20 protein-coding genes and 2 pseudogenes are annotated in these 20,588 nt (G+C 45.6%); 1 reads left to right on the forward strand and 21 read right to left on the reverse strand.

The features are described from left to right. Positions 1–37 precede the first annotated feature (37 nt). The 5 genes from DXA18_RS03465 to DXA18_RS03485 form a co-directional block, all read right to left on the reverse strand. Positions 38–286: a transcriptional repressor gene (locus tag DXA18_RS03465; protein WP_118382690.1), complete on the reverse strand. Its 249-nt coding sequence runs from the start codon at positions 284–286 to the stop codon at positions 38–40. Between the two features lie 11 nt (positions 287–297). Next, positions 298–474, reverse strand: coding sequence for a FeoB-associated Cys-rich membrane protein (locus DXA18_RS03470; protein ID WP_199665535.1), 177 nt, complete (start codon positions 472–474; stop codon positions 298–300). A 29-nt stretch (positions 475–503) separates the two neighbouring features. Beyond that, positions 504–2,684 carry a ferrous iron transport protein B gene (feoB, locus tag DXA18_RS03475; RefSeq protein ID WP_118382692.1) on the reverse strand — a complete coding sequence of 727 codons (2,181 nt, stop codon included), beginning with the start codon at positions 2,682–2,684 and terminating at the stop codon, positions 504–506. A gap of 72 nt (positions 2,685–2,756) precedes the next feature. Further along, positions 2,757–2,978, reverse strand: a complete 222-nt coding sequence (locus DXA18_RS03480) for a FeoA family protein (protein WP_118382693.1) — start codon at positions 2,976–2,978, stop codon at positions 2,757–2,759. A 23-nt stretch (positions 2,979–3,001) separates the two neighbouring features. Continuing rightward, positions 3,002–3,214, reverse strand: a complete 213-nt coding sequence (locus DXA18_RS03485; protein ID WP_118382694.1) for a FeoA family protein — start codon at positions 3,212–3,214, stop codon at positions 3,002–3,004. A gap of 229 nt (positions 3,215–3,443) precedes the next feature. Between DXA18_RS03485 and DXA18_RS03490 the strand changes: the two genes are divergently transcribed. Further along, a complete protein-coding gene (locus tag DXA18_RS03490; RefSeq protein WP_118382695.1) occupies positions 3,444–3,812 on the forward strand; it encodes a metal-dependent transcriptional regulator in 369 nt (122 codons plus the stop codon). A gap of 38 nt (positions 3,813–3,850) precedes the next feature. Here DXA18_RS03490 and sdaAA read toward each other — a convergent pair whose 3' ends face one another. The 16 genes and pseudogenes from sdaAA to DXA18_RS03565 all read right to left on the reverse strand — a co-directional run bounded on the left by sdaAA (position 3,851) and on the right by DXA18_RS03565 (position 20,584). Next, positions 3,851–4,732: an L-serine ammonia-lyase, iron-sulfur-dependent, subunit alpha gene (sdaAA, locus tag DXA18_RS03495; protein ID WP_118382696.1), complete on the reverse strand. Its 882-nt coding sequence runs from the start codon at positions 4,730–4,732 to the stop codon at positions 3,851–3,853. Next, the gene (gene sdaAB, locus DXA18_RS03500) at positions 4,733–5,401 is read right to left on the reverse strand and encodes an L-serine ammonia-lyase, iron-sulfur-dependent subunit beta (protein WP_118382697.1); all 669 of its coding nucleotides are present in this window, start codon (positions 5,399–5,401) and stop codon (positions 4,733–4,735) included. Between the two features lie 14 nt (positions 5,402–5,415). Then, positions 5,416–6,750, reverse strand: coding sequence for an MATE family efflux transporter (locus tag DXA18_RS03505; protein WP_118382831.1), 1,335 nt, complete (start codon positions 6,748–6,750; stop codon positions 5,416–5,418). 139 nt (positions 6,751–6,889) lie between these two features. Next, entirely contained in the window at positions 6,890–7,960 is a 1,071-nt protein-coding gene (locus tag DXA18_RS03510) for a coiled-coil domain-containing protein (protein ID WP_118382698.1), read from the reverse strand. Positions 7,961–8,099: 139 nt separating this feature from the next. Continuing rightward, positions 8,100–8,228 (reverse strand): annotated as a pseudogene (locus DXA18_RS17290) (type II toxin-antitoxin system HicB family antitoxin); the annotation flags it as partial. A 112-nt stretch (positions 8,229–8,340) separates the two neighbouring features. After that, a pseudogene (locus DXA18_RS03515) lies at positions 8,341–9,507 on the reverse strand (MalY/PatB family protein). A gap of 2 nt (positions 9,508–9,509) precedes the next feature. Beyond that, positions 9,510–10,886, reverse strand: a complete 1,377-nt coding sequence (locus DXA18_RS03520) for a Na+/H+ antiporter NhaC family protein (protein ID WP_158567082.1) — start codon at positions 10,884–10,886, stop codon at positions 9,510–9,512. 329 nt (positions 10,887–11,215) lie between these two features. Further along, complete coding sequence (locus DXA18_RS03525) at positions 11,216–12,322, reverse strand: nitrogenase component 1 (RefSeq protein ID WP_118382700.1); 1,107 nt, start codon at positions 12,320–12,322, stop codon at positions 11,216–11,218. Beyond that, the gene (locus DXA18_RS03530) at positions 12,319–13,656 is read right to left on the reverse strand and encodes a nitrogenase component 1 (protein WP_118382701.1); all 1,338 of its coding nucleotides are present in this window, start codon (positions 13,654–13,656) and stop codon (positions 12,319–12,321) included. Before DXA18_RS03530 ends, DXA18_RS03525 begins: the two co-directional genes overlap by 4 nt. Beyond that, on the reverse strand, positions 13,657–14,418 hold the full coding sequence (locus DXA18_RS03535) for a nitrogenase iron protein NifH (RefSeq protein WP_118382702.1): 762 nt from the start codon (positions 14,416–14,418) through the stop codon (positions 13,657–13,659). Then, positions 14,415–14,690: a TM1266 family iron-only hydrogenase system putative regulator gene (locus tag DXA18_RS03540; protein ID WP_118382703.1), complete on the reverse strand. Its 276-nt coding sequence runs from the start codon at positions 14,688–14,690 to the stop codon at positions 14,415–14,417. Before DXA18_RS03540 ends, DXA18_RS03535 begins: the two co-directional genes overlap by 4 nt. Positions 14,691–14,858: 168 nt before the next feature. Next, positions 14,859–15,866, reverse strand: coding sequence for a hydrogenase expression/formation protein HypE (gene hypE, locus DXA18_RS03545; RefSeq protein ID WP_118382704.1), 1,008 nt, complete (start codon positions 15,864–15,866; stop codon positions 14,859–14,861). A gap of 17 nt (positions 15,867–15,883) precedes the next feature. Further along, positions 15,884–16,939 carry a hydrogenase formation protein HypD gene (hypD, locus tag DXA18_RS03550; protein WP_118382705.1) on the reverse strand — a complete coding sequence of 352 codons (1,056 nt, stop codon included), beginning with the start codon at positions 16,937–16,939 and terminating at the stop codon, positions 15,884–15,886. Then, positions 16,939–17,148, reverse strand: coding sequence for a HypC/HybG/HupF family hydrogenase formation chaperone (locus DXA18_RS03555; RefSeq protein ID WP_118382706.1), 210 nt, complete (start codon positions 17,146–17,148; stop codon positions 16,939–16,941). Before DXA18_RS03555 ends, hypD begins: the two co-directional genes overlap by 1 nt. Before the next feature lie 39 nt (positions 17,149–17,187). After that, complete coding sequence (hypF, locus tag DXA18_RS03560) at positions 17,188–19,527, reverse strand: carbamoyltransferase HypF (protein WP_118382707.1); 2,340 nt, start codon at positions 19,525–19,527, stop codon at positions 17,188–17,190. 19 nt (positions 19,528–19,546) lie between these two features. After that, positions 19,547–20,584 carry a nitrogenase component 1 gene (locus DXA18_RS03565; protein ID WP_118382708.1) on the reverse strand — a complete coding sequence of 346 codons (1,038 nt, stop codon included), beginning with the start codon at positions 20,582–20,584 and terminating at the stop codon, positions 19,547–19,549. Positions 20,585–20,588: the final 4 nt, after the last annotated feature.

Here is a 20,588-nt window from a genome sequence, read left to right on the forward strand (position 1 = left end):
CAGCCCCTTTGTATGTTCTTATATGTTTCTCTTACTGTTATACTGCCATTGCCCGGTCATACACAATCTTACGACTGATCACACCGATATCTTCCAGTTCATTGACCATCCGATACACGGTTGCAATTCCAATCCCGCTGTCTACCTTAGAGGCAAGATAGTGGATCTCCTTGCAGCTGGAGCACTGATTATTAAGTATAACATCCAGAAGTTCCAGTCGCTGCTTTGTGATACGGCATCCTTTTTCCCTGAGCCTTGCAATGATCAGTTCTTTCTGTTCATTCATATCGAGACCTCTTATTTCTTCTTTGTCTGGTTTATTGATGTCGTATGTTCGGATGAACAGCTGCCGGCGCATCCACTGCATCCAGCGCATCCCCCACTGCATTTTCCGTTCTTTTTATCACGAATCACGCTTCTTGCCGCGAAATATACGATCACCAGCAAAACCGCCAATACCACAATTGTTCCCATGACAATTCCTCCCTTAACAGGCAGGAGAATTATTTAGCGCCTGCCACGCTTCTTACATTTACATTTAATGTCTTACTTTCTTTGTATGGTCTGAACAGCAGATAAACAAATCCAAGGATCAGAATGAATGCCACGATCGTTCCAAGTCCAAATCCACCACCCATAGCAAGTGTACCAATCTGGTAAATGCAAAGTGAAACAATGTATGCAAGACCACACTGATATCCGATTGCGAACCAGAACCATTTTGCATTGTTCATCTCTCTCTTGATAGCTCCCATTGCTGCGAAACAAGGTGCACACAGGAGGTTAAATACCAGGAATGAGTAGCCTGCTGCTACAGTCATACTTCCTGCGAGCTGTCCCCAAATCTCTGTACCATCTTCTGCTACTTCTGCAAAACCAAAGAGCTGTCCGAATGTTCCTACTACGTTCTCTTTTGCTACAAGTCCTGTAATAGCTGCAACAGCCATCTTCCAGTTGCCCCATCCCAGCGGTGTAAAGATCCATGCGATCAGGTTACCGATCTTAGCAAGGATACACTCAGCCTGAGCTGCTTCCATTGCTGCTCCTTCAAGTCCGTCGAAGTTCAGCATTCCAAAATGTCCGTTTACCCAACCGAAGTTCAGCAGGAACCAAACAACGATTGTTGATAATGTAATAATTGTACCAGCTTTTTTGATGAATGACCATCCACGTTCCCACATACTTCTCAGTACATTACCGATGGTTGGCATATGGTATGCAGGCAGCTCCATAACGAATGGTGCCGGATCTCCCGCGAACATCTTAGTCTTCTTCAGGATAATACCTGAGCAGATGATAGCTGCGATACCTACAAAGTAAGCACTCGGTGCTACCCATGAAGCTCCATTGAAGATTGCTCCTGCGATCAGGGCAATGATAGGAAGCTTCGCTCCACAAGGGATAAATGTTGTAGTCATGATTGTCATCTTACGGTCACGATCATTCTCGATGGTACGGGAAGCCATAACTCCAGGAACACCACAACCGGTTCCGATCAGCATCGGGATAAATGATTTACCGGACAGTCCGAATTTACGGAAGATACGGTCCATGATAAACGCTACACGAGCCATGTATCCGCAGGACTCCAGGATTGCCAGGAAGAAGAACAGTACCAGCATCTGTGGTACGAATCCAAGTACGGCACCTACACCAGAGATAATACCATCAACGATCAGTCCTGTTAACCAGTCTGCGCAGCCGATTCCTTCGAAGAAAGACTGTGCCGCCGGAATGATCCATTCTCCAAACAGTGTATCATTGGTCCAGTCTGTCAGGACAGCACCTACAGTTGTTACAGATACATAATAAACGATCCACATGATTACTGCAAAGATTGGAAGCGCTAACCATCTATTGGTCACGATACGGTCAATCTTATCAGATGTCGACATTTCTTTGGCTCTGTTCTTAGTTACGCAGTCACCGATGATAGATGAAATATATACATATCTTTCATTTGTGATAATGCTTTCTGTATCATCATCAAACGCATCTTCCATCTCTTTGATCTCAGCAGATACATCCGGTGCACTCTTCATCTGAGATGCAATCTTATCGTCCTTCTCAAGAAGTTTGATAGCGAAGAATCTCTCCTGTTCTGCCGGAACAATACCAGTCAGACGGTTTTCTACTGCACTGATGATCTCTTCTGCCTTGGCACTGAACTCGTGCGCAGGCTCGATCACTTTTCTGGCATTAGCCAGCTTCACTGCTTTTTCAGCTGCTTCTTTAATTCCAGTTCCCTTCAGTGCGGAAATAGATACCACTTCACAGCCAAGTTTTTCTGAAAGTTTATTCAAGTGAATCTTATCACCATTTTTTTCCAGAAGATCAGCCATGTTAACTGCCATAATTACCGGAATACCAAGCTCCATAATCTGTGTGGTCAGATACAGGTTACGCTCAATATTGGTTCCGTCTACGATATTGATGATCGCATCCGGTCTCTCGCCGATCAGGTAATTTCTGGCAACCACTTCCTCCAATGTGTATGGAGACAGGGAATAGATACCCGGAAGGTCCATGATCACAACGTCTTTGTGTCCTTTTAATTTACCCTCTTTTTTCTCTACTGTAACGCCAGGCCAGTTTCCTACAAACTGATTGGAACCTGTCAGTGCGTTAAACAATGTTGTCTTACCACTATTCGGATTACCCGCAAGTGCAATTTTTACTGACATTTCATTTCTCCTTTTCCTATTAGTTTGTCATTTCTTCCCAAAGTAAGTTCTTACTAACTATTGGGTAAAAAATTAATCTACACAGATCATTTCAGCATCTGCTTTTCTGATGGAAAGCTCGTATCCACGAACAGTGACTTCGATCGGGTCTCCCAGAGGCGCTACTTTTCTTACAAATACATCTACACCTTTGGTGATTCCCATGTCCATGATTCTTCTCTTAACCGGACCGTCACCTGTCAGTTTGGTTACTTTTACTGTCTGACCACAGGCTACATTTTTTAAAGTCTTCATTTCCTTCTTCCTTTCTTACCTTCCTAAACCATAACCTTCATTGCAATATCTTTACCGACCGCAACTCTGGAATCTCTCACATTAACAATAACGCTTCCCTGAACGTCTGATACTACTGTGACAGTTCCACCAACCGTGAAGCCCAGACTTTCCAGAAACTTCCTGGTCTCTTCTTTTCCGCCAATCCTCTTAATTGTTACTGGTTCACCTACATTTGCCATAGTAAGTGGCATCATAATCGACCTCTTTTCTTAATGCGTTAGATTAAAGATGATATTTCTTATCATCTATGATTTTCATCGTTAGTATACACTAACATATATTAGATGTCAAGTATATTTCTTAGTTTTAACTAACTGACGAAATATCTCATTTTTAATTGGATTTTTTCTACATATTTGCCCTTTTCATTTAAATATGGTATATTAATAAGATAATAAGATACTAGCAAACGAGGTATGATAAATGATTAAGAATGAATCCGCTGAAAATTATCTTGAAACCATCCTGGTCCTCAGCGAACGGTGTCCGGTTGTTCGCTCTGTAGATATTGCTACCGAACTGGATTTCAAGAAATCAAGCGTAAGTGTTGCTATGAAAAAGCTCCGCCAGAGTGGTCACATCGTCGTATCGCCGGAAGGATACATCACACTTACTCCGGAAGGTAAAGAAGTTGCAGAACGCATCTATGAACGTCATCAGGTCATTTCCGCATGGCTGACCAAGCTTGGTGTCAATGCTGAAATTGCCGCTGAAGATGCCTGCCGTATCGAACATGTAATCAGCGCAGAGAGTTTCGCAGCACTGAAGAAGCACATTAAAGAAGACAACTGATAACTTTTGCGTTATCAGTTGCCTTCTTTTTATTTTCTCTATAAATTCTTTTTACTAATCTTTTCTAAAATTCTTTTCGCTGACTCCGTTACCGCAAGTCCACCTGTACTGGTCTCCTTCAGACAAACCGGAAGATCATTACCGATCCGCCGCATACTGTCAATCGTATCATCCGGTGTAATCGCGCTGCGGATACCAGCCATAGCAAGCTGTGCTCCTGCTACTGCATTCATCACACCTGCCACATTCCGCTTAATGCACGGGACTTCTACCAGTCCACCCACCGGATCACAGGCAAGTCCCAGCATATTCTTCAGAGAAAATGTCGCCGCCTGTACGATCTGCTCATTATCACCGCCCTGCAGATAAGCCAGTGCTCCTGCTGCCATGGCACTTGCCGAACCAATCTCCGCCTGACAACCGCCAGACGCTCCCGCAATTGATGCATTCTCTGCGATTACTTTCCCGATCCCCGCTGTCACCAAGAGTGCCTGCACGATTTCTTCTTTCGATACATGCTCACATTCCTCATAGCTAAGCACTACCGCAGGAATCACTCCACAGGATCCCGCTGTCGGTGCTGCCACGATCCGTTTCATACAGGCATTGGACTCTGCCATCTTAAGTGCCTTTTCCATCGCCAGACTGGTATACGGACTACAGAGATTCTTCCCACTGGCATTATATGCACGCATCTTCTCACCGTCTCCACCGGCTGCACCACTGCCGGATCGCAATTCTGCATCATAATTCTCATCTGCCAGACGCATTGCTTCATACATGCGCTCCATCTTCTGAAATACCTGTTCTTCCGTCAATCCGCTTTCAGCCGCTTCCTGTTCCATTACAGCTTCCCAGATCTTTTGATTTCCACATTCACATATCTCCAGCAATTCTCTGATACTGTGATATTCTGCCATTTACTCGTCCTCCGCTTTCTTCAGATAAGTTACTTTCAGGATGCCTTCTACTCTCTCCAGCCAACGTATGCCTTCTTCCGGAATCTCCTGATCACATTCTACTACCATAACTGCCCGCCCGCCTTTGCCAGAGCGATATAGCTGCATCGTAGCAATATTGACCGACTTGTGCGCAAGCATCGCCGTCACTTCTGATACATGCCCCGGCTGATCTAGATTGTGTACGATCAGCGTCGGATTCTCTCCTGAGAAATTCGTCTCGATACCATCAATCTGTGCGATATTGATTCTCCCACCTCCAAGAGACTCTCCGATAATCTCCAGCTTCTTACCGGATTCTCCTTTCAGGCGAAGAAGTGCGGAATTCGGATGTCCTTCTTTTAGGATTGCCTCTCCAAAGCTCAGTTTGATTCCCCGCTCTTTTGCAATTTCTATACTATTCGGGATTCGGTAATCATCTGGCTTCATCCCCATCAGACCGCCTACCAGTGCACGGTCTGTACCATGTCCTCTTCCGGTAGCCAAAAACGATCCATATAACAGTATCTCCGCTTCTTTTACTTCTTCTCCCAGAAGATTACGCGCCACAAATCCAATACGCACTGCACCAGCTGTATGTGAACTGGACGGTCCAACCATCACCGGTCCTATGATCTCAAATATATTCATACCGTTCTCCTTTCTCATGCCCGTGCCACAAATTTCATTTTCACTTTCTTACGTACAAACCAGTAACAGATCACCTGCATAACAATTGTGATAAACCAGGATGCCGGATAAGAAATGAACAACAGATCCAATGCTCTGTGTGATGGAAAGATCATAAAGATCCACACGATTCTGGTTCCTACTGTACCAAGCACCGACAATATCATCGGTACTGTTGAATATCCCATTCCACGCAGTGCTCCCGGAAACAGATCCATGATTCCGCACAGGAAATACGTAATTGTGGTACATGAGAATATTGCCATGCCATTTTTTATTACATCTGCCTCTGATGTGTAGATCCGCAGAATCTCCGGACCAAACATATATGCACATATTCCTAATACTAACAGTATCCCGCAGGACAATATCATACAGTCAATCAGTACGCGATCCATCCGCTTCGGCTTCCCTGCACCATAATTCTGACTGGTAAAACTCATACATGCCTGTGTCACTGCATTAGCAGACATATATAAGAAGCCAAGAATATTGTTTGCAGCTGTATAACCTGCCATTGCTACAGAGCCAAATGAATTTACTGATGACTGCAGCAACGCATTGGACAGATTGATGACCATACTCTGGATGCCGGCCGGAATGCCCACCTGAAAGATCTGCCTCAAATACACACCTCTGATCGTCAATTTAGAAAATCTAAGCTGATAACTACTCTCCGTCTTGTACAGACAGCGCAGGATTAAAATACAGGAAATCATCTGGGAAATGGCTGTAGCAATCGCCACTCCCGCCACATCCAGATGAAATGCAATAACCAGGATCAGATTCAGTATTGCATTGATCACTCCGGATATAACAAGAAACATCAATGGACGCTTTGTATCTCCTACCGCTCTCAGTATCGCCGCACCATAATTGTACAACATAAAAAATGGCATCCCCATAAAATATATCTTCATATATAATGCTGCCTGCTCAATGACATCATCCGGCGTTCCCATGATCTCCAGTGCATATCTGGAACAGATTAATCCCACGAAAGCCATTACAACACCGCTGATCAGGGCAAATGTGATCGCTGTATGTACTGTCTCAGACATCTCCTGGTCTCTTCCGGCAGCATAGAATCTGGCCGCAAGTACATTGGCTCCCAACGACACGCCGATAAACAGATTCGTAAATACATTGATCAGCGCCGTTGTAGAACCAACCGCCGCCAATGCCCAACTTCCACTGAACCTTCCTACCACGATAATATCTACTGCATTAAACAGTAACTGCAAAATTCCTGACACCATAAGCGGTACTGAAAACGAGATTAACTTATCCATAATCGTGCCATTGCACATATCTATTTCATATTTATTCTTCTTCAATCTGACTCACTCCCTCAGAATCCTTTATCAATAATTCCCTTCTCTGTCTATCATACCAGTATTTTACAATAAAAGATACGCCCTGTCCGAAAACAGGGCGCTGTGTCTGATCTTACCAATCAGTATACAGGTCAATATTACCTTTTCCACTTCCGCTGTCATACACTTTGCCGGCTCCTAATGAAGTCTGAACAACTGTGCCTTTCGGATAATCATCACTTGCAACTACGATGTAATTATCCTTGTCGCGAATCGTACCATCGCTCGCAATATGGCGTCCAGGAATCGCCAGTCCACCTCCCGGAAGTACTTTCTGTGAATAATAGGTCTCAGAATGTCCGTTAAACCAGATACGTCCCTTAGACGGGGTCAAGCCACCTGATGGGATCACATAGTTACCATGATTAGTTCCGGAATTATTGTTGGAACTATTATTTCCAGAATTATTAGAAGAACTATTGCTTCCGGAGTTCGTACTTCCTGACGAACTGTTATTCTTATTAGAAGAAGTCGTTGTGTTTTTCGAAGCTTCTGCTGCTTTTTGCTTCGCTGCTTCCTCTTCCTTTGCCTTAGCATCACGTGCTGCCTGAAGCTGTGCATTAAATGTAGCAAGATCTGTCGATGTGGCATCAGCCTTCGCCTGCAATTCAGCCTGTTCGCTGTTCAGCTGTTCCTTCAGATCTGCCAGCTCCTGCTGTTGCTTCTTCAGATCATCTTCCTGTGTCTCGATACCTTCACGTACTTCTACCAAATTCTCCAGCATATCTCTGTCATACTCGGTAACATTCTGAACAAAATCTGCTTTATTCAGTAAATCTGCCATGCTGTCTGCACTGAATAGCATAGAGATCATACTCTCCGAACCATTCTCGTACATGTACTTAATACGGGACTTCATATTTTCATATTGCTTCTCTTCATTGTTACGCGAAATCTGAAGTGATGCTTCCAGTCGGAACACTTCATTGTTCGACTCTTCAATCTGTGCCTCGGTCTCAGCGATCTTATCACTGATCTCAACCATATCCTGATTAATCCCGTCCAGTTGATCCTGCAGATTACTGGTCTTATTCTCAAGGCTCTCAATGTCCTCTGCATGCACCGGCATAGATGACAGTGCGACACCGAATGCACAGATAAGGGCTGTTCCGTACCGTGCGATTCGTTTTTTATGCATTCTCATAAATATAATCCTTTCCTGAATGTTTTGGGGTTAACACTTAGGTATTATATAGCATTTTCTCAAAAAGAACAACCCCATAGAATTCAGAGGTCAAATGTTAAGGAATATTTAAGCCTTATATATGATTCTATTCTCCAAACTATTGAATATTTAATTTTGCCATCAGCGCTTCCTGCAACACCTGTGAGAAATTCACTCCCGCTTTGATTGCAGCTTCATTCATCCATTCTGGAATGCTAAGAGTCTTTTTCACTGCCCTCGAACAATGTCATGTCTGCTCTGATCCATATCGATGGATTCTTCAGTTCCGATACCGAAGGGCTTCTTCTGCATCCGGCATTATGGCTCTGCTGCTTACCAGGAGCAGAACCAATAAGAATCTATAAAAATATTTTTTCTATTCTATCCAGAGCAGCATCCAGTGTTGCTCTGGTCACTGCAAAATTCATGCGGACAAATCCACGTCCTTCTTCGCCATGTTCCAGACCATTATTCAGCTGAATTCCTGCCTGCTCCATGAATACTTCATCTACTTTCTCCGGATCAATACCAGATTCTCTACAATCAATCCAAAACAGGAAACTGGCTTCCGGCTTTAATGGTGTGATCGGCAGTTTTCTTCGTCTCACTTCTTCGATAAAGTAATCTCTGTTGGCAGTCAGGTATGCGGTTACCTGCTCTAGCCAGTCATCCGCTTCTCCACCAGTCACTGCTGTTACTGCTGCAATCGCATAAGAATTGGATGCATATGCAAAACTATATGGAATCAGATAATCCATCCATTCCTTCTACATTTTCTCATTTGCAATAAACACAATTCCATGCGGAAGGCTCATGATGTTAAAGCCTTTACTGAAGCTGAATACCTGAATCGCAATCTCTCTGGCTTTCTCTGATACAGCAAGAATCGGAATGTGCTTATAATCTTCATACGTAATCAGAAAATGTACTTCATCGGATATAATCCGCACCTGATTTGCCGCACAGATATCTACCATTATTTTCAGCTCATCCTGTGTAAATACACGCCCAGTCGGATTCTGCGGATTCACAAGCAGAAATATCGAAGGCTTGTACTCCTTGATCTTTTTCTCAAAATCATCAAAATCAATCTCATATCTTCCACCCTGAAGCTTCATAGCATTTCCCAGAAACTTTCTTCCGGATGCCTCTATCGCGCTTCTGAGCGGAGTGAAGTAAGGCGTATGCATCAATACATAATCGCCTTTTTCACTGAATTTCTCCATAACCAGACGAACCGCTCCGATCGTTCCCGGCACATTGCTCATCCAGTCTTTCTTCACATCTAACTGATAGTTTTCTCGAAACCATCGTATCACAGACTGAAAATAACTCTCCGGCTTGAATCGGTAATTATATGTATTCTCCTCGCAGATTGGCTGCAGTACTTTCCGTATACACGGTGCACAGGTAAAATCCATATCTGCGGTTCCCATTCCAATGATATCGTCTCTGCCTTCCGGCTGTTCCCATCGGATCGATCCATCCTGCCTGTGATCCCCTGTTTCATCAAAATTATATTTCATTCTTATTCCTCAATCTTCTTTATCTTTACCTGCAAAATGATAAATGCCAGTGAAAGAATCGGTGTCATCCAGTTCAGGAATGCATACGGCATATAAGCCAGTGTCGATACGCCTAATACTCCTGCTGCAAACTGTGCGCCTACATTCCATGGTACCAATGCACTACCAAGCGTACCTACATCCTCCAGGATTCTGGATAAGTTCTGGCTCTTCAGATTGTATTTCTGGAATGCACTTCCAAATAAGGTTGCAACCATGACAAAAGCAAAGTTATTATCCGCAATAACCAGAATACACAGCAGTGTTGCACACCATGCCATCAGCATAATACCTCTTGGTGATTTGTATTTCTCCGTAATGTAATGGAAAATAGGTTCCAGCATTCCTGTCTTATCCAGGATTCCACCAAGTCCAAGTCCTCCTACGAATACTGCAAGCAGACTCAGCATACTGGTCATTCCGCCACGGTTCAGCAGGCTGATAAGGATTTCATTCTTAGTATCACAGGTAAATCCGCTATATAAAAATGTTCCCATATCAGCTACAGAATAGCCCTGATAGAACACTGCGATCAGAATCGCAACCACGGTTCCTGACATCATAGACACGATGGTTCCCTTTTTCATCAGAATCATCACAATTACAACTACAATAGGAATAACCGGAATCAAATTGATGTGAAACATTCCCTTTAATCCATTCATAATGCTGTCGACAGTACTTGCATCATAGCTATTTCCGGAAATACCGATACCGATTCCCAGATAAATAACTAACGATACAACTGCTGCAGGAATTGTAGTCTGCATCATGGCTTTGATATGATCCATAATGTAAGTCTCTGTAATCGTAGAACACATGATTGTGCTGTCTGACATCGGTGACATCTTATCACCAAACCATGCGCCGCTGACTACCGCACCTGCTGTAATTGCAGGATTCACGCCAAGTCCAGCGCCAACACCCATCATCGCAATACCTACCGTTCCAAGGGTTCCCCATGAGGTTCCCATGATTACTGACATGATACAGCACATGACGAATGTAAGTGCAAGGAAGAATTTAGGAGTAATCAGTTTCAATCCGGCTACTAAGATGGTCGGAACCGTTCCGGCAGCCATAAATGACGCGATCATCATGCCAACCGCAAGGATGATCGCTGCCGGAGCAATACATTTCTGTGCCATCTCATATGCAAAGCCTTCCATTTCTGAGAAGCTGTAACCCAGATGCGCTGCAAATGGCCACATAATCATCCAGCATAAAAACAACAGTATCGCAATATTTACATTAAATACGCCAATCCCTACCGCAATAAATGCGACAATCAATACGATTGCCAGGGACGAAAGAGCAAGGGATGCTTTTTTCTTTTCCATAGCAATCTCCATTCATTTTATACAATTATTTGTTACTATTTCATCTGGCCAAATGAACTGCTGCCCTGTTGATATAACTGTTCAGAACAACAGAAAAGGCGTTAACGAATCTTCCTTACACTTTTTCCAAAGCTCGGCTTTCCCGGTATGCCGATAGCAGGAGATTCGCTAACACCTTATATTCAATGCAGTCAGTATAGCATCAAAGTTTTTAAAACACAATTTAAGAATACTTATAACTATTTATTTTCTATTCTAATACTGCCGCTTTGCGGAAGAAATAAATTCCAATTACGAACAGCACTGCAATCAAGAGGTTCGTTAATCTCTCATCTGATATATATCCTTCCGGAAAATGCCACATGCGGAAGTTCATAAAAGCTGCTGTTCTTTGGACAGATCGGGCGATACAGCGGATCTGCCACAATAATCTTTGCATCTTTCAATGCCTCTTCCATTGCTTCTTCTCCAAGCAATACTTTGTCTTTTCCACCAAGTAATGCTTCACATTCTTTTAATGGACACAAGACGCGAACTGCACATCCATACTTTTTCTCGATACCCGCTGCTAAAGATCCCATCGTAACAGGTTCACCGATCAGTGTAATGTCTGCATCCTGCTGCATGCGGTTCTGCAAATATACCGTCGGCTGCTCTGGCTGTCTGACAACTGCCTTGTCCAGTGCATTTGAGATTTCTTCTACCATCCATTGATTCGGTGTTCCGATTACATATGGCATTCCGAATTTTTCCCGAAGCACTTTCGCTGCGCGCAGTCCCACGGCTGATACCACCAGGTTCACATCCGCTTCCGCAGATTGCTGCAGCGTCTCAAGTTCATCTCCCATTGCCCACGTCGAGATAACCTTCCATCCGTACTGCTCCAGATTAGCTTTTAATAATTCAACATTTTCCTGCGGTCCAAAATCCAGTGGTGTCACGCCTAACAGGTTAACACTGCGGGAAGAACCGTCTTTCTTGCTATCGGGCATTCCAACAAACCGCTTTGCAATTTCTTCCAGTGCAATGCCTGCACCATACACATAGTCATGCATGCCATTCGTCGGCACAGAAAATGCCGGAATCCCGGTTTCCGCCTCAATGACTCTTGCAATTGCCGGAAAATCCGTACCGTTCATAAATGGGATCGGTGAACCTGCCAGTGCGATGAATTTGGGATGCAGTTCCCTGGCTGCATGTTCGATATCATCAATGAATTTCCGGTCATTTCCCAGGATCGCATCGATTTCTGTCAATCCCGAAATAAAGATCAGGCTGTCCTGATCGTACCAGCGGATCTCGTCATGAGTATTATAAGTAGAGTTACATCCGGACGGATCGTGCATCACGATCATTCCGCCCAGTTCATACAGTGCGGAACACACGCCGGACACATCTGCTGTATAAATCGGTATAATTCGATATGATTGTCTCATAGGCAGCACTCGCACCCCCATCCCTTTTGTACTACAAGTTGTTCCGTATCTTTTTCTTCACGGTATGCTTCCATCATCAGTTCTGCTGTCCTGCGGATACCATCAAATCCATACAGACCTTCTCCCTGCACCAGATTAACAAAATGACGGCTTCTGCTAAAATACGCTGCCTTCTGTCCGATGGCAAGCACTTCCTTTTCTCCGCCTCTTGACAACATCCGCATTTTCACCTGGATCGTTGCGATCAGTTCCAGTTCCGGTGCGCACTCCTGCAGCCAGTCAAATGCGTCTTTTTCCTCCGGGCTGATACCGTCCAGATACACCGCTTTGACGTTAAATCCATGTGTCAGAAGCAGTTTTGCCAGCCCAAGAGGTCTCGGATGATACAGATAATCCAGTGCAACCGGCATATCTCCGAGCAGATCCTTTGCTGCTGCCAGCGCAGATTCACAGGATTTCTGCTCGCGTGTCAGTTCCGCTTCTGTCAGTTCCGGAAGTCCCAATGCATCCGTAAGCTGCTTTAACTGCTGCCCGATCTCTTCATAATCGAAACTTCCCGGCAGATACAGATGCTCCCGATTCAGCCTGCGCGCCTGTGTCTCCATTCCGTATTTGCCAGCCGGATAAATGTTGAGAAATACCTTGCCTTTGTTCATATCCAATAGATCCTGCCACGTGTCGCACGTCGGAAGTTCCCGCACAGTATAGCCATATCGTTTTAATAAACGCTTGATATCACTGCTCTCATTCAATGCAAAGTCACTACCCAATACGGATACTGCCCTTTCATCCGGCTCCCCCTCCGGCAATGGATCATACATGGCTTTCCGTAGCTTCTGATCCGGCGTTAGCCCATGCTTTTGCATGATCGGATCCATATAACAGCGAATAAAGCAGATATCCGGGAAACGATGCTCCAATTCACTGTAGATATAATCCAGATTGCTTCCCACAAAATGATGCAGACATACCGTAAACAGCAGCACCGCTTTTGGATGATCTCCACGTTTGTTCAACACATCCGTCACACCCTCAACGGTAATATCCTCCAGATTACTGTTCAACAGATCCTGCTCTTCCAGAATAACAAATGAAAAACGATCTGCCGCATTCATCTCCGCCGCTGTCAGCACAACACCACGCATACAATTGTCTGCACAGACATAGATCTGAATAGATTCCGGTATCTGCATTCCGGTGTGTACGATGTTCCAGTTACCATGCACCGGAGAATTATATTCCAGTTCCGAAGCAAATGGCGCCGGATATGATGCGTCTTTGATTTTTAACACAGCCTCTTTTGAATCTATTTTTTTCCCTGCTCGCTGCAACATCTATACATCCTCCTTGCAAATGGCATACATCTGTTTTGCAAGAGTACGGTACTCCTCCGCCATATCACTGTCCGGATAGCATTCCATTAATGTCTTTTTCTGTTCCTCAGACATTGGCACCTGCTCACTGTGGGACAACGTGCCAATGACAGATGTACGGAAATCTTCTGCCAGTTCTTCCACTTTCTCTTCTTCTCTCGGAACATCTCTGCGGTTTAAAATGAATCCGCCAAGCTCCGCATATCCACGGTTTTTAAAATTATCCACTGCCATTGCGATATTTGCAGCTGCGTGAATTGCCATATTTTCTCCGGACGTAATGATAAATACTTTATCAGCGTAACCATTCCGCATCGGCATGGAAAAGCCACCGCAAACCACATCACCGAGTACGTCATATATAACCACATCCGGCTTATACACATTATATGCGCCCAGTTCTTTTAACTTTTCCAGTGCCGTGATGATCCCGCGGCCGGCACAGCCAAGTCCCGGTGTCGGTCCGCCGGCCTCCACGCAAATGACACCGTTATATCCGATGCGGATCATATCCTCCAGCTGCAACGCCTGTTTTTTCTCATTATACAGATCAAGCACTGCCGGAACTGCTTCCCCATGACGGAGCAATATCGTAGAATCTGCTTTCGGATCACAGCCAATCTGCATCACCTTAAGCCCTGTCTCTGCCAAAGCTGCTGCCACATTGGAAACGGTCGTAGATTTACCGATTCCACCTTTTCCATATACTGCTATCCTGATCAATCGTCTGTTCCCCCTTCTGCCGGAGTTATAACATTGGAATATGCCGTCTTCGCTGATATTCCTTTCAAATGTCCGATTTTTCCAGAAAGCGCACTGATCTTATCCTGCGGTGCATCAATAGCAATGCTGATAATGCTGATTCCCTTTAAGCGATATGGGATACCCATTCTTCCGATAATGTACTGACGCGCTTCGTGAAGCAGGTTGTTCAGTTCTTCAATGGCGTCTTCCCGTTCTACAATGATTGAAATAACTGCCACTCTGTTATCCATATTCGGTCTCCTTTTTCATTTCAAGAATACCTCGCATTCTTGCTGCGAGGTGCGCGTCATGCAATTGCATGACATACTTCTACTGCGCGCCTCTGCAATCCTGCCGGAGGCTATATCAGCTGAGGGATTGACTCCCAGCTGATATATTGATTCAGCTCCACTCATACATTAGCAGATCCTTGGCAGCAGTTCTCCGCCCGGCTGTGGAAGCAGTGCCTGTGTGCCAATCTCTGTCTCCATTACGACTCTGCCCGGTTCGTCTGCAATGACTTCTCCAATAATAGCTGCGTCTGCGGAATACGGACATTTGCGTAATGCTTCTACAATATCTTCCGCCTCTTCCTTCGGAGCCATGATCACAAGTCTTCCTTCGCATGCCAGATATAACGGTTCCAGTCCGAGCATACCACAGACTCCCTTTACCTCTGGTTGTACCGGAACTGCTGCAGCATTCAGACGGATTCCCACGTTGCTCTGCCCTGCAATCTCATATAAAACCGTTCCGACACCGCCTCTTGTCGCATCACGGATCACATGCAGATTGTGTGTGGTATCCATCACCGCTTTTACGGTTCCCCACAGCGGTGCACAGTCACTGGTTACATCCGCTTCAATTCCAAAATCTTCTCTTTCTAATAAAATAGTGCATCCGTGACGTCCGATATCACCAGTCACAATGATTGCATCGCCCGGTTTTGCAAGCTCTCCGCCAACCGTTACCCCATCCTGGATCTCGCCGATTCCCGTGGTAGTAATAAATACACCGTCCACCTGTCCTTTTCCGGCAACCTTGGTATCTCCGGATACAATATGTACACCAGCCTCTTTTGCCGTTTTCTCCATAGCCGATGCAATCTCTTCCAACTTTTCCATCGGGAATCCTTCTTCGATGACAAATGCGCAGGTCAGATACAACGGTTTTGCACCCATGCAGGCAAGGTCATTTACAGTTCCGCAGATTGACAATTTGCCGATATTTCCTCCAGGGAAAAATGCAGGTGACACGATAAATCCATCTGTGGACACTGCCATTCTTCCGGCCGGCGGAGTCAATACTGCCGCATCATCAGCTGTCAGATCTGCGTTTGCAAAATGTGCCTTAAATACCTGATCAATCAATTCGGAAGTCTGTTTTCCCCCGGCACCATGTGCCATCGTTACTGTTTTATTTTCCATGCTGTTTTCCTTCTTTCTTATGAATACTGATAATATGCAGAACATGCTCCCTCACCGGATACCATACAGGCTCCGATCGGATGCTGCGGTGTACAGCCTTTTCCGAATACTTTGCAATCGGACGGTTTGCATTTGCCTTGCAATACATCGCCACACCGACAGGCCGGATTCGGCTTTCCTTCCATCTTCGGCATCTGATATTTGATACGGGCATCAAAGTTCTTCCACTCTGGTCTCAACTGCAGACCGGACGCAGGGATCATACCCAAACCGCGCCATTCAGAATCACATGCTTCCATCATCGCATCTACCAGTTCCTGCGCTTCTTTGCTTCCATCCTGTGTTACCACACGCGGATAACAGTTTACAAAAAACGGCTTCCCTTCCTGGAATTTCACCAGTGCAACTGCCAGTGCTGTCATCAGTTCCCTTGCGGTAAATCCTGCCACAACACCGCTGACACCTTCCTCTGTCAGTGCTTCGCACAAACGTGTTCCTGTGATGGCATTGACATGTCCCGGATATAAAAATACATCCGCGCTGCCCTTTAATGCCTCGTAAGCCTGTGGCATGGTTTTATTCGCAACTAATAAAGAATAATTATCCAGTCCATCTTCTTTTGCCGCTTTCACAGACAGACACCCCGCCGGTGTCGTTGTCTCAAATCCAACCGACAAAAATGTCACCTGCTCGTCTGGATGCTCCTTCGCATATTTTTCAGCATCTGCCGGAGAATATACGATGCGGATTTTTGCGCCCTGTTCTCTGGCTCCCGCAAGGCTCATTTTTGTCCCCGGCACGCGCACCAGATCTCCAAACGTACAGATGGTCACACCTTTTTCCAGAGCCAGATAAATCGCCTCATCAATAAAACTGACTGGTGTTACACAGACCGGACATCCAGGACCCGAGATCAATTCCACCTGCCCCGGCAGCAATTTACGGATTCCCAGACGGAATATCTCATGGGTATGGGTGCCACATACTTCCATGATCCGCACCTTCGGTCCATTATAATTTTCAATAATTTCTCTTGCGGTTTTCTTTTTATCTTCGCTGTTTGTATCCCCCATTACAGAAATTCCTCCATAAGCTGATCTGTCTCGCTGTCATCATCATCCGTAATCTTTGCAATTGCCACACCGGCGTGAACCATAACGTAATCTCCCGGTTCCAGATCTTCCAGCAACTGAGACGAAACCTCTCTTTTGGCACCACCGGCATCAATCACCGCTGTGCCATTACTGATCTTTACTACTTTCGCTGATAAACCTACACACATTTATCTTTCCTCCTAAAAATGCTTAATCTATGTCAAATGCTAAATCTCTTTTTGTAATCGGTTCATTCCATAAGCCGCCTGTCCGATTGCAATTCCCCCGTCATTCGGAGGGATCATATGATGACGCAACACTTCAAATCCTTCCTGCCCCAATCGTTCTTCTGTCAAACGAAGCAGTAATCGGTTCTGGAATACGCCGCCACTCAAAGCAACTTTATTCCTGCCAGAACTCTTACGGGCTTCCATGCAGACTGCCACAATCTGTTCCGCCAGTGTCTGGTGAAACAGATACGCCAATGCTCCGCTGCCAGCACCTTGCAGTTTTGTTTCTACTATCAATTGCACCAGTCCTTCTGTATTTAATATACACCGTCCCTCTGATTCTAATATCACAGACTGCATCTTACTCCAAGTTTCATTTTTCACCGATTCATTTTTCTGTTCAAATGCTTCCGCCGCGAATTGCAATGCTGTAGACGCTTCGCCCTCAAAGCTTGACTGCCGCCGGATTCCAAGAATCGCGCTGACCGCATCAAACAGCCGTCCTGCGCTGGTCGACATCACCGCATTGATCTTCCGGTCTGCCATGGTAAACTGCACCTTGCTTTCCTGTTCACTGCAAAGTCCCAGTTTTTCAATGATCTCCCATGCTTTTTCCCGGTTTTTTGTATATCCGTAGATCATCGACACGGCAATACGCCATCCTTCTTTTGCAGATGCATCTCCGCCAATCTGTAAAAACGGTGTAATACTTCCAAATCTCGTAAAATCCTGATAATCTGCCAGCAGAATCTCGCCGCCCCAGATGGTTCCGTCTGTTCCGTATCCGGTTCCGTCAAATGACACTCCGATGACCGGCTCATGACAGTCATTTTCCGTCATACAGGATAGCACATGCGCATAATGATGTTGCACCTGAATCACCGGATAGCTAAGACTTTCTGCTACAACCGTGGAGTTATACTTCGGATGCAGATCACAGACGACCACCTGCGGTTCTACTTCCAACAGTGTTTGAAACCGATGAATCGTCTCCTGCAAGGCTTTTACCGTCCGCAGGTCTTCCAGATCTCCCACATATGGTGACGGATAAAAACGGCTGTCCACACCGATGCAAAATGTATTTTTCAGCTCCCCGCCAACTGCAAGTACCTGCCCTTTCCAGTCTGTTGATGTCATAAATGGCAGCGGGGCATAACCTCTGGATCTGCGGATCATATACGGCTCCTTTTTATAAAAATCCATCACTGTATCATCAGCTCGGATTCGTATTTTTCGATTATGAGAAAGAATGGCATCACACAAATGTGATAACTCTGTGGTCGCTTCCTCATCATCCCGGCAGATCGGCGCACCGGAAGTATTGCCGCTTGTCATCACCAGCAGATCCGGCATTTCAATTCCATCATCATACTGAAACAACAATAACTGAACCGGTGCATACGGAAGCATCACGCCAATTTTGGGATTTCCCGGTGCCACAGATGGGGCCAGTTTCTCTGTCTGTTTTCCGGTAGACCGTCTGTCTAATAACAGGATCGGTTTCTGATGCCCGGTCAGAATCTGCTCCTGCTCCGGTGTCACGATGCATTCCCGTTTCACTACAGTTTCATCTTTCGCCATAACCGCAAATGGTTTTGCCGGTCGATGCTTTAACATCCGCAGACGGCTCACCGCCTCTTCATTTGTCGCATCACAGCACAGATGAAAGCCGCCGATACCTTTGATCGCCACAATTCCGCCATCATGGATCACCTGCCTTGTATACGTGACAGCATCTCTGCCCCGTTCGGCTCTTCCGATCAGATACACTTCTGGTCCGCACGCATTGCAACACACCGGCTGCGCATCGTAACGCCTTGTCTCCGGATCGTTATATTCCTCCGCACAATCCGGACACATCGGAAACTCTTTCATACTGGTGCGCTCCCTGTCATACGGCAGCGAATCCAGAATCGTCATCCGCGGTCCGCAGCAGGTACAGTTAATAAACGGATGCAGATACCGCCGATCCTTTGGATTGTACATTTCCTCTTTGCACTCGTCACAGATCGCAATATCCGGAGAAACAAATATCTCACCCTTCGTTTTCTCACTCTCGATAATATCAAATGTCCCAAACTGCGGCGCATTCCCTGCAGGAATATCTTCTGTATTTATTTTCAAAATAGCCGCACGCTTCGGTGGACATTCCTCAAGGTCTTTGAGAAATCCATCGACCTGCGCCTCGGAACCCTGTGCGTAAATCTCTACATATGGTCCCTTATTACAGACATTTCCACGAATCCCATTTAAAACAGCATGGCGGCTCACCGTCGGTCGAAAGCCGACACCCTGAACGATACCGTATACCCTGATCCGCTTCGTAACCTCGCTCATACTCCATTTTCTCCTGATCTTATTTCAATCGTCCCGACACCGCAAAATGCACGGTATCCACGAATATCCCGGCAAATTTCGGTGTCATCCGTTCCATGCAGTGATCCGCATAGATCACATCAAAATCACCGCTTTCCACAAGCTCCATATAATCATCCTCATCACGCAGATGCAGATCTCCATCCTGCCGAAGCTCCGGCTTCATCATAAACCAGCTTGCCACCTTCACCTGCGCATCCGGCGCTTTTTTCAAAATTTCCTCCCGAATTGCATTTCCGATCACCTGCTGCTGCACAACCAGCACTTTTTTCCCGCTGTAATCCATGTCGGAAACCAGTTCATCCACCAGCGGATAAGCAATCTCATACGGCGTTCCGAAAGTTCTCTCCAGATATTTTGCAGCTTCCAGTGCTGCCGGTGCCACTACGATATGTTTTTCCACGTTAGATACAGATTTCACATCATCCAATCCGTTTCCCATGCCATAGCAGATAGCATGTTTCCCTTCTGCCGCAAAATGCTCCCGGATTCGGTCTGCCGCCCGCAGATCACTGATATCCTGCGGTGTCATGCCAAGGATTCCGATATTTCCCGGAATCACGTCTTCTTTTTCACCGGCAAACACGCGGAATAACTCTCGCCAGGTTTTTTCCTCGCCTTTGTCATACAACTCCATTCCATCGGTGTCTACTGTCAAGATCGGCAGATCCACTTTTTTCTCCGTCATACGCTTCAACGCATGGTAATCCGTTCCGATGACAGCCGGAACCGGTGTTCCAATGATCGCCGCAAATTTTGCATCCAGTTTTGTCACCGCATCCGCAAGTTTTGCCACCAGACGGTCATCCCGTCCGAGGATTGCATCCATATCGCGAAGCCCTGCACTGAACAGTGCACTTTTGCTCTCAAACCAGCGCGGCTCATCAAATCCACAGATATTTCCGGTACAGCCACCGGCATCACAGATTACGATGATCCCGCCAAATTCATATAACACAGACACCGCGCCGGACTGATCCGGTGCAAAAGGTGTCAGATATTTTCTCAGTCCTCTCATTGCT

It is taken from the genome of Dorea sp. AM58-8, from assembly GCF_003464045.1.
Lineage (GTDB): Bacteria > Bacillota > Clostridia > Lachnospirales > Lachnospiraceae > Claveliimonas > Claveliimonas ammoniilytica.

What these genes read in the sequence shown, in the direction of transcription:
- sdaAA (WP_118382696.1), bottom strand. Translation starts at nt 4,732, where the DNA reads ATGGCAGAATATCACAGTATCAGAGAATTGCTGGAGATATGTGAATGT.
- hypE (WP_118382704.1), bottom strand. Translation starts at nt 15,866, where the DNA reads ATGGAAAATAAAACAGTAACGATGGCACATGGTGCCGGGGGAAAACAG.
- hypF (WP_118382707.1), bottom strand. Translation starts at nt 19,527, where the DNA reads ATGAGCGAGGTTACGAAGCGGATCAGGGTATACGGTATCGTTCAGGGT.
- DXA18_RS03510 (WP_118382698.1), bottom strand. Translation starts at nt 7,960, where the DNA reads ATGAGAATGCATAAAAAACGAATCGCACGGTACGGAACAGCCCTTATC.
- DXA18_RS03470 (WP_199665535.1), bottom strand. Translation starts at nt 474, where the DNA reads ATGGGAACAATTGTGGTATTGGCGGTTTTGCTGGTGATCGTATATTTC.
- sdaAB (WP_118382697.1), bottom strand. Translation starts at nt 5,401, where the DNA reads ATGAATATATTTGAGATCATAGGACCGGTGATGGTTGGACCGTCCAGT.
- DXA18_RS03530 (WP_118382701.1), bottom strand. Translation starts at nt 13,656, where the DNA reads ATGTTGCAGCGAGCAGGGAAAAAAATAGATTCAAAAGAGGCTGTGTTA.
- DXA18_RS03565 (WP_118382708.1), bottom strand. Translation starts at nt 20,584, where the DNA reads ATGAGAGGACTGAGAAAATATCTGACACCTTTTGCACCGGATCAGTCC.
- DXA18_RS03505 (WP_118382831.1), bottom strand. Translation starts at nt 6,750, where the DNA reads ATGTGCAATGGCACGATTATGGATAAGTTAATCTCGTTTTCAGTACCG.
- hypD (WP_118382705.1), bottom strand. Translation starts at nt 16,939, where the DNA reads ATGGGGGATACAAACAGCGAAGATAAAAAGAAAACCGCAAGAGAAATT.
- DXA18_RS03480 (WP_118382693.1), bottom strand. Translation starts at nt 2,978, where the DNA reads ATGAAGACTTTAAAAAATGTAGCCTGTGGTCAGACAGTAAAAGTAACC.
- DXA18_RS03490 (WP_118382695.1), top strand. Translation starts at nt 3,444, where the DNA reads ATGATTAAGAATGAATCCGCTGAAAATTATCTTGAAACCATCCTGGTC.
- feoB (WP_118382692.1), bottom strand. Translation starts at nt 2,684, where the DNA reads ATGTCAGTAAAAATTGCACTTGCGGGTAATCCGAATAGTGGTAAGACA.
- DXA18_RS03485 (WP_118382694.1), bottom strand. Translation starts at nt 3,214, where the DNA reads ATGATGCCACTTACTATGGCAAATGTAGGTGAACCAGTAACAATTAAG.
- DXA18_RS03555 (WP_118382706.1), bottom strand. Translation starts at nt 17,148, where the DNA reads ATGTGTGTAGGTTTATCAGCGAAAGTAGTAAAGATCAGTAATGGCACA.
- DXA18_RS03525 (WP_118382700.1), bottom strand. Translation starts at nt 12,322, where the DNA reads ATGAGACAATCATATCGAATTATACCGATTTATACAGCAGATGTGTCC.
- DXA18_RS03540 (WP_118382703.1), bottom strand. Translation starts at nt 14,690, where the DNA reads ATGGATAACAGAGTGGCAGTTATTTCAATCATTGTAGAACGGGAAGAC.
- DXA18_RS03520 (WP_158567082.1), bottom strand. Translation starts at nt 10,886, where the DNA reads ATGGAAAAGAAAAAAGCATCCCTTGCTCTTTCGTCCCTGGCAATCGTA.
- DXA18_RS03465 (WP_118382690.1), bottom strand. Translation starts at nt 286, where the DNA reads ATGAATGAACAGAAAGAACTGATCATTGCAAGGCTCAGGGAAAAAGGA.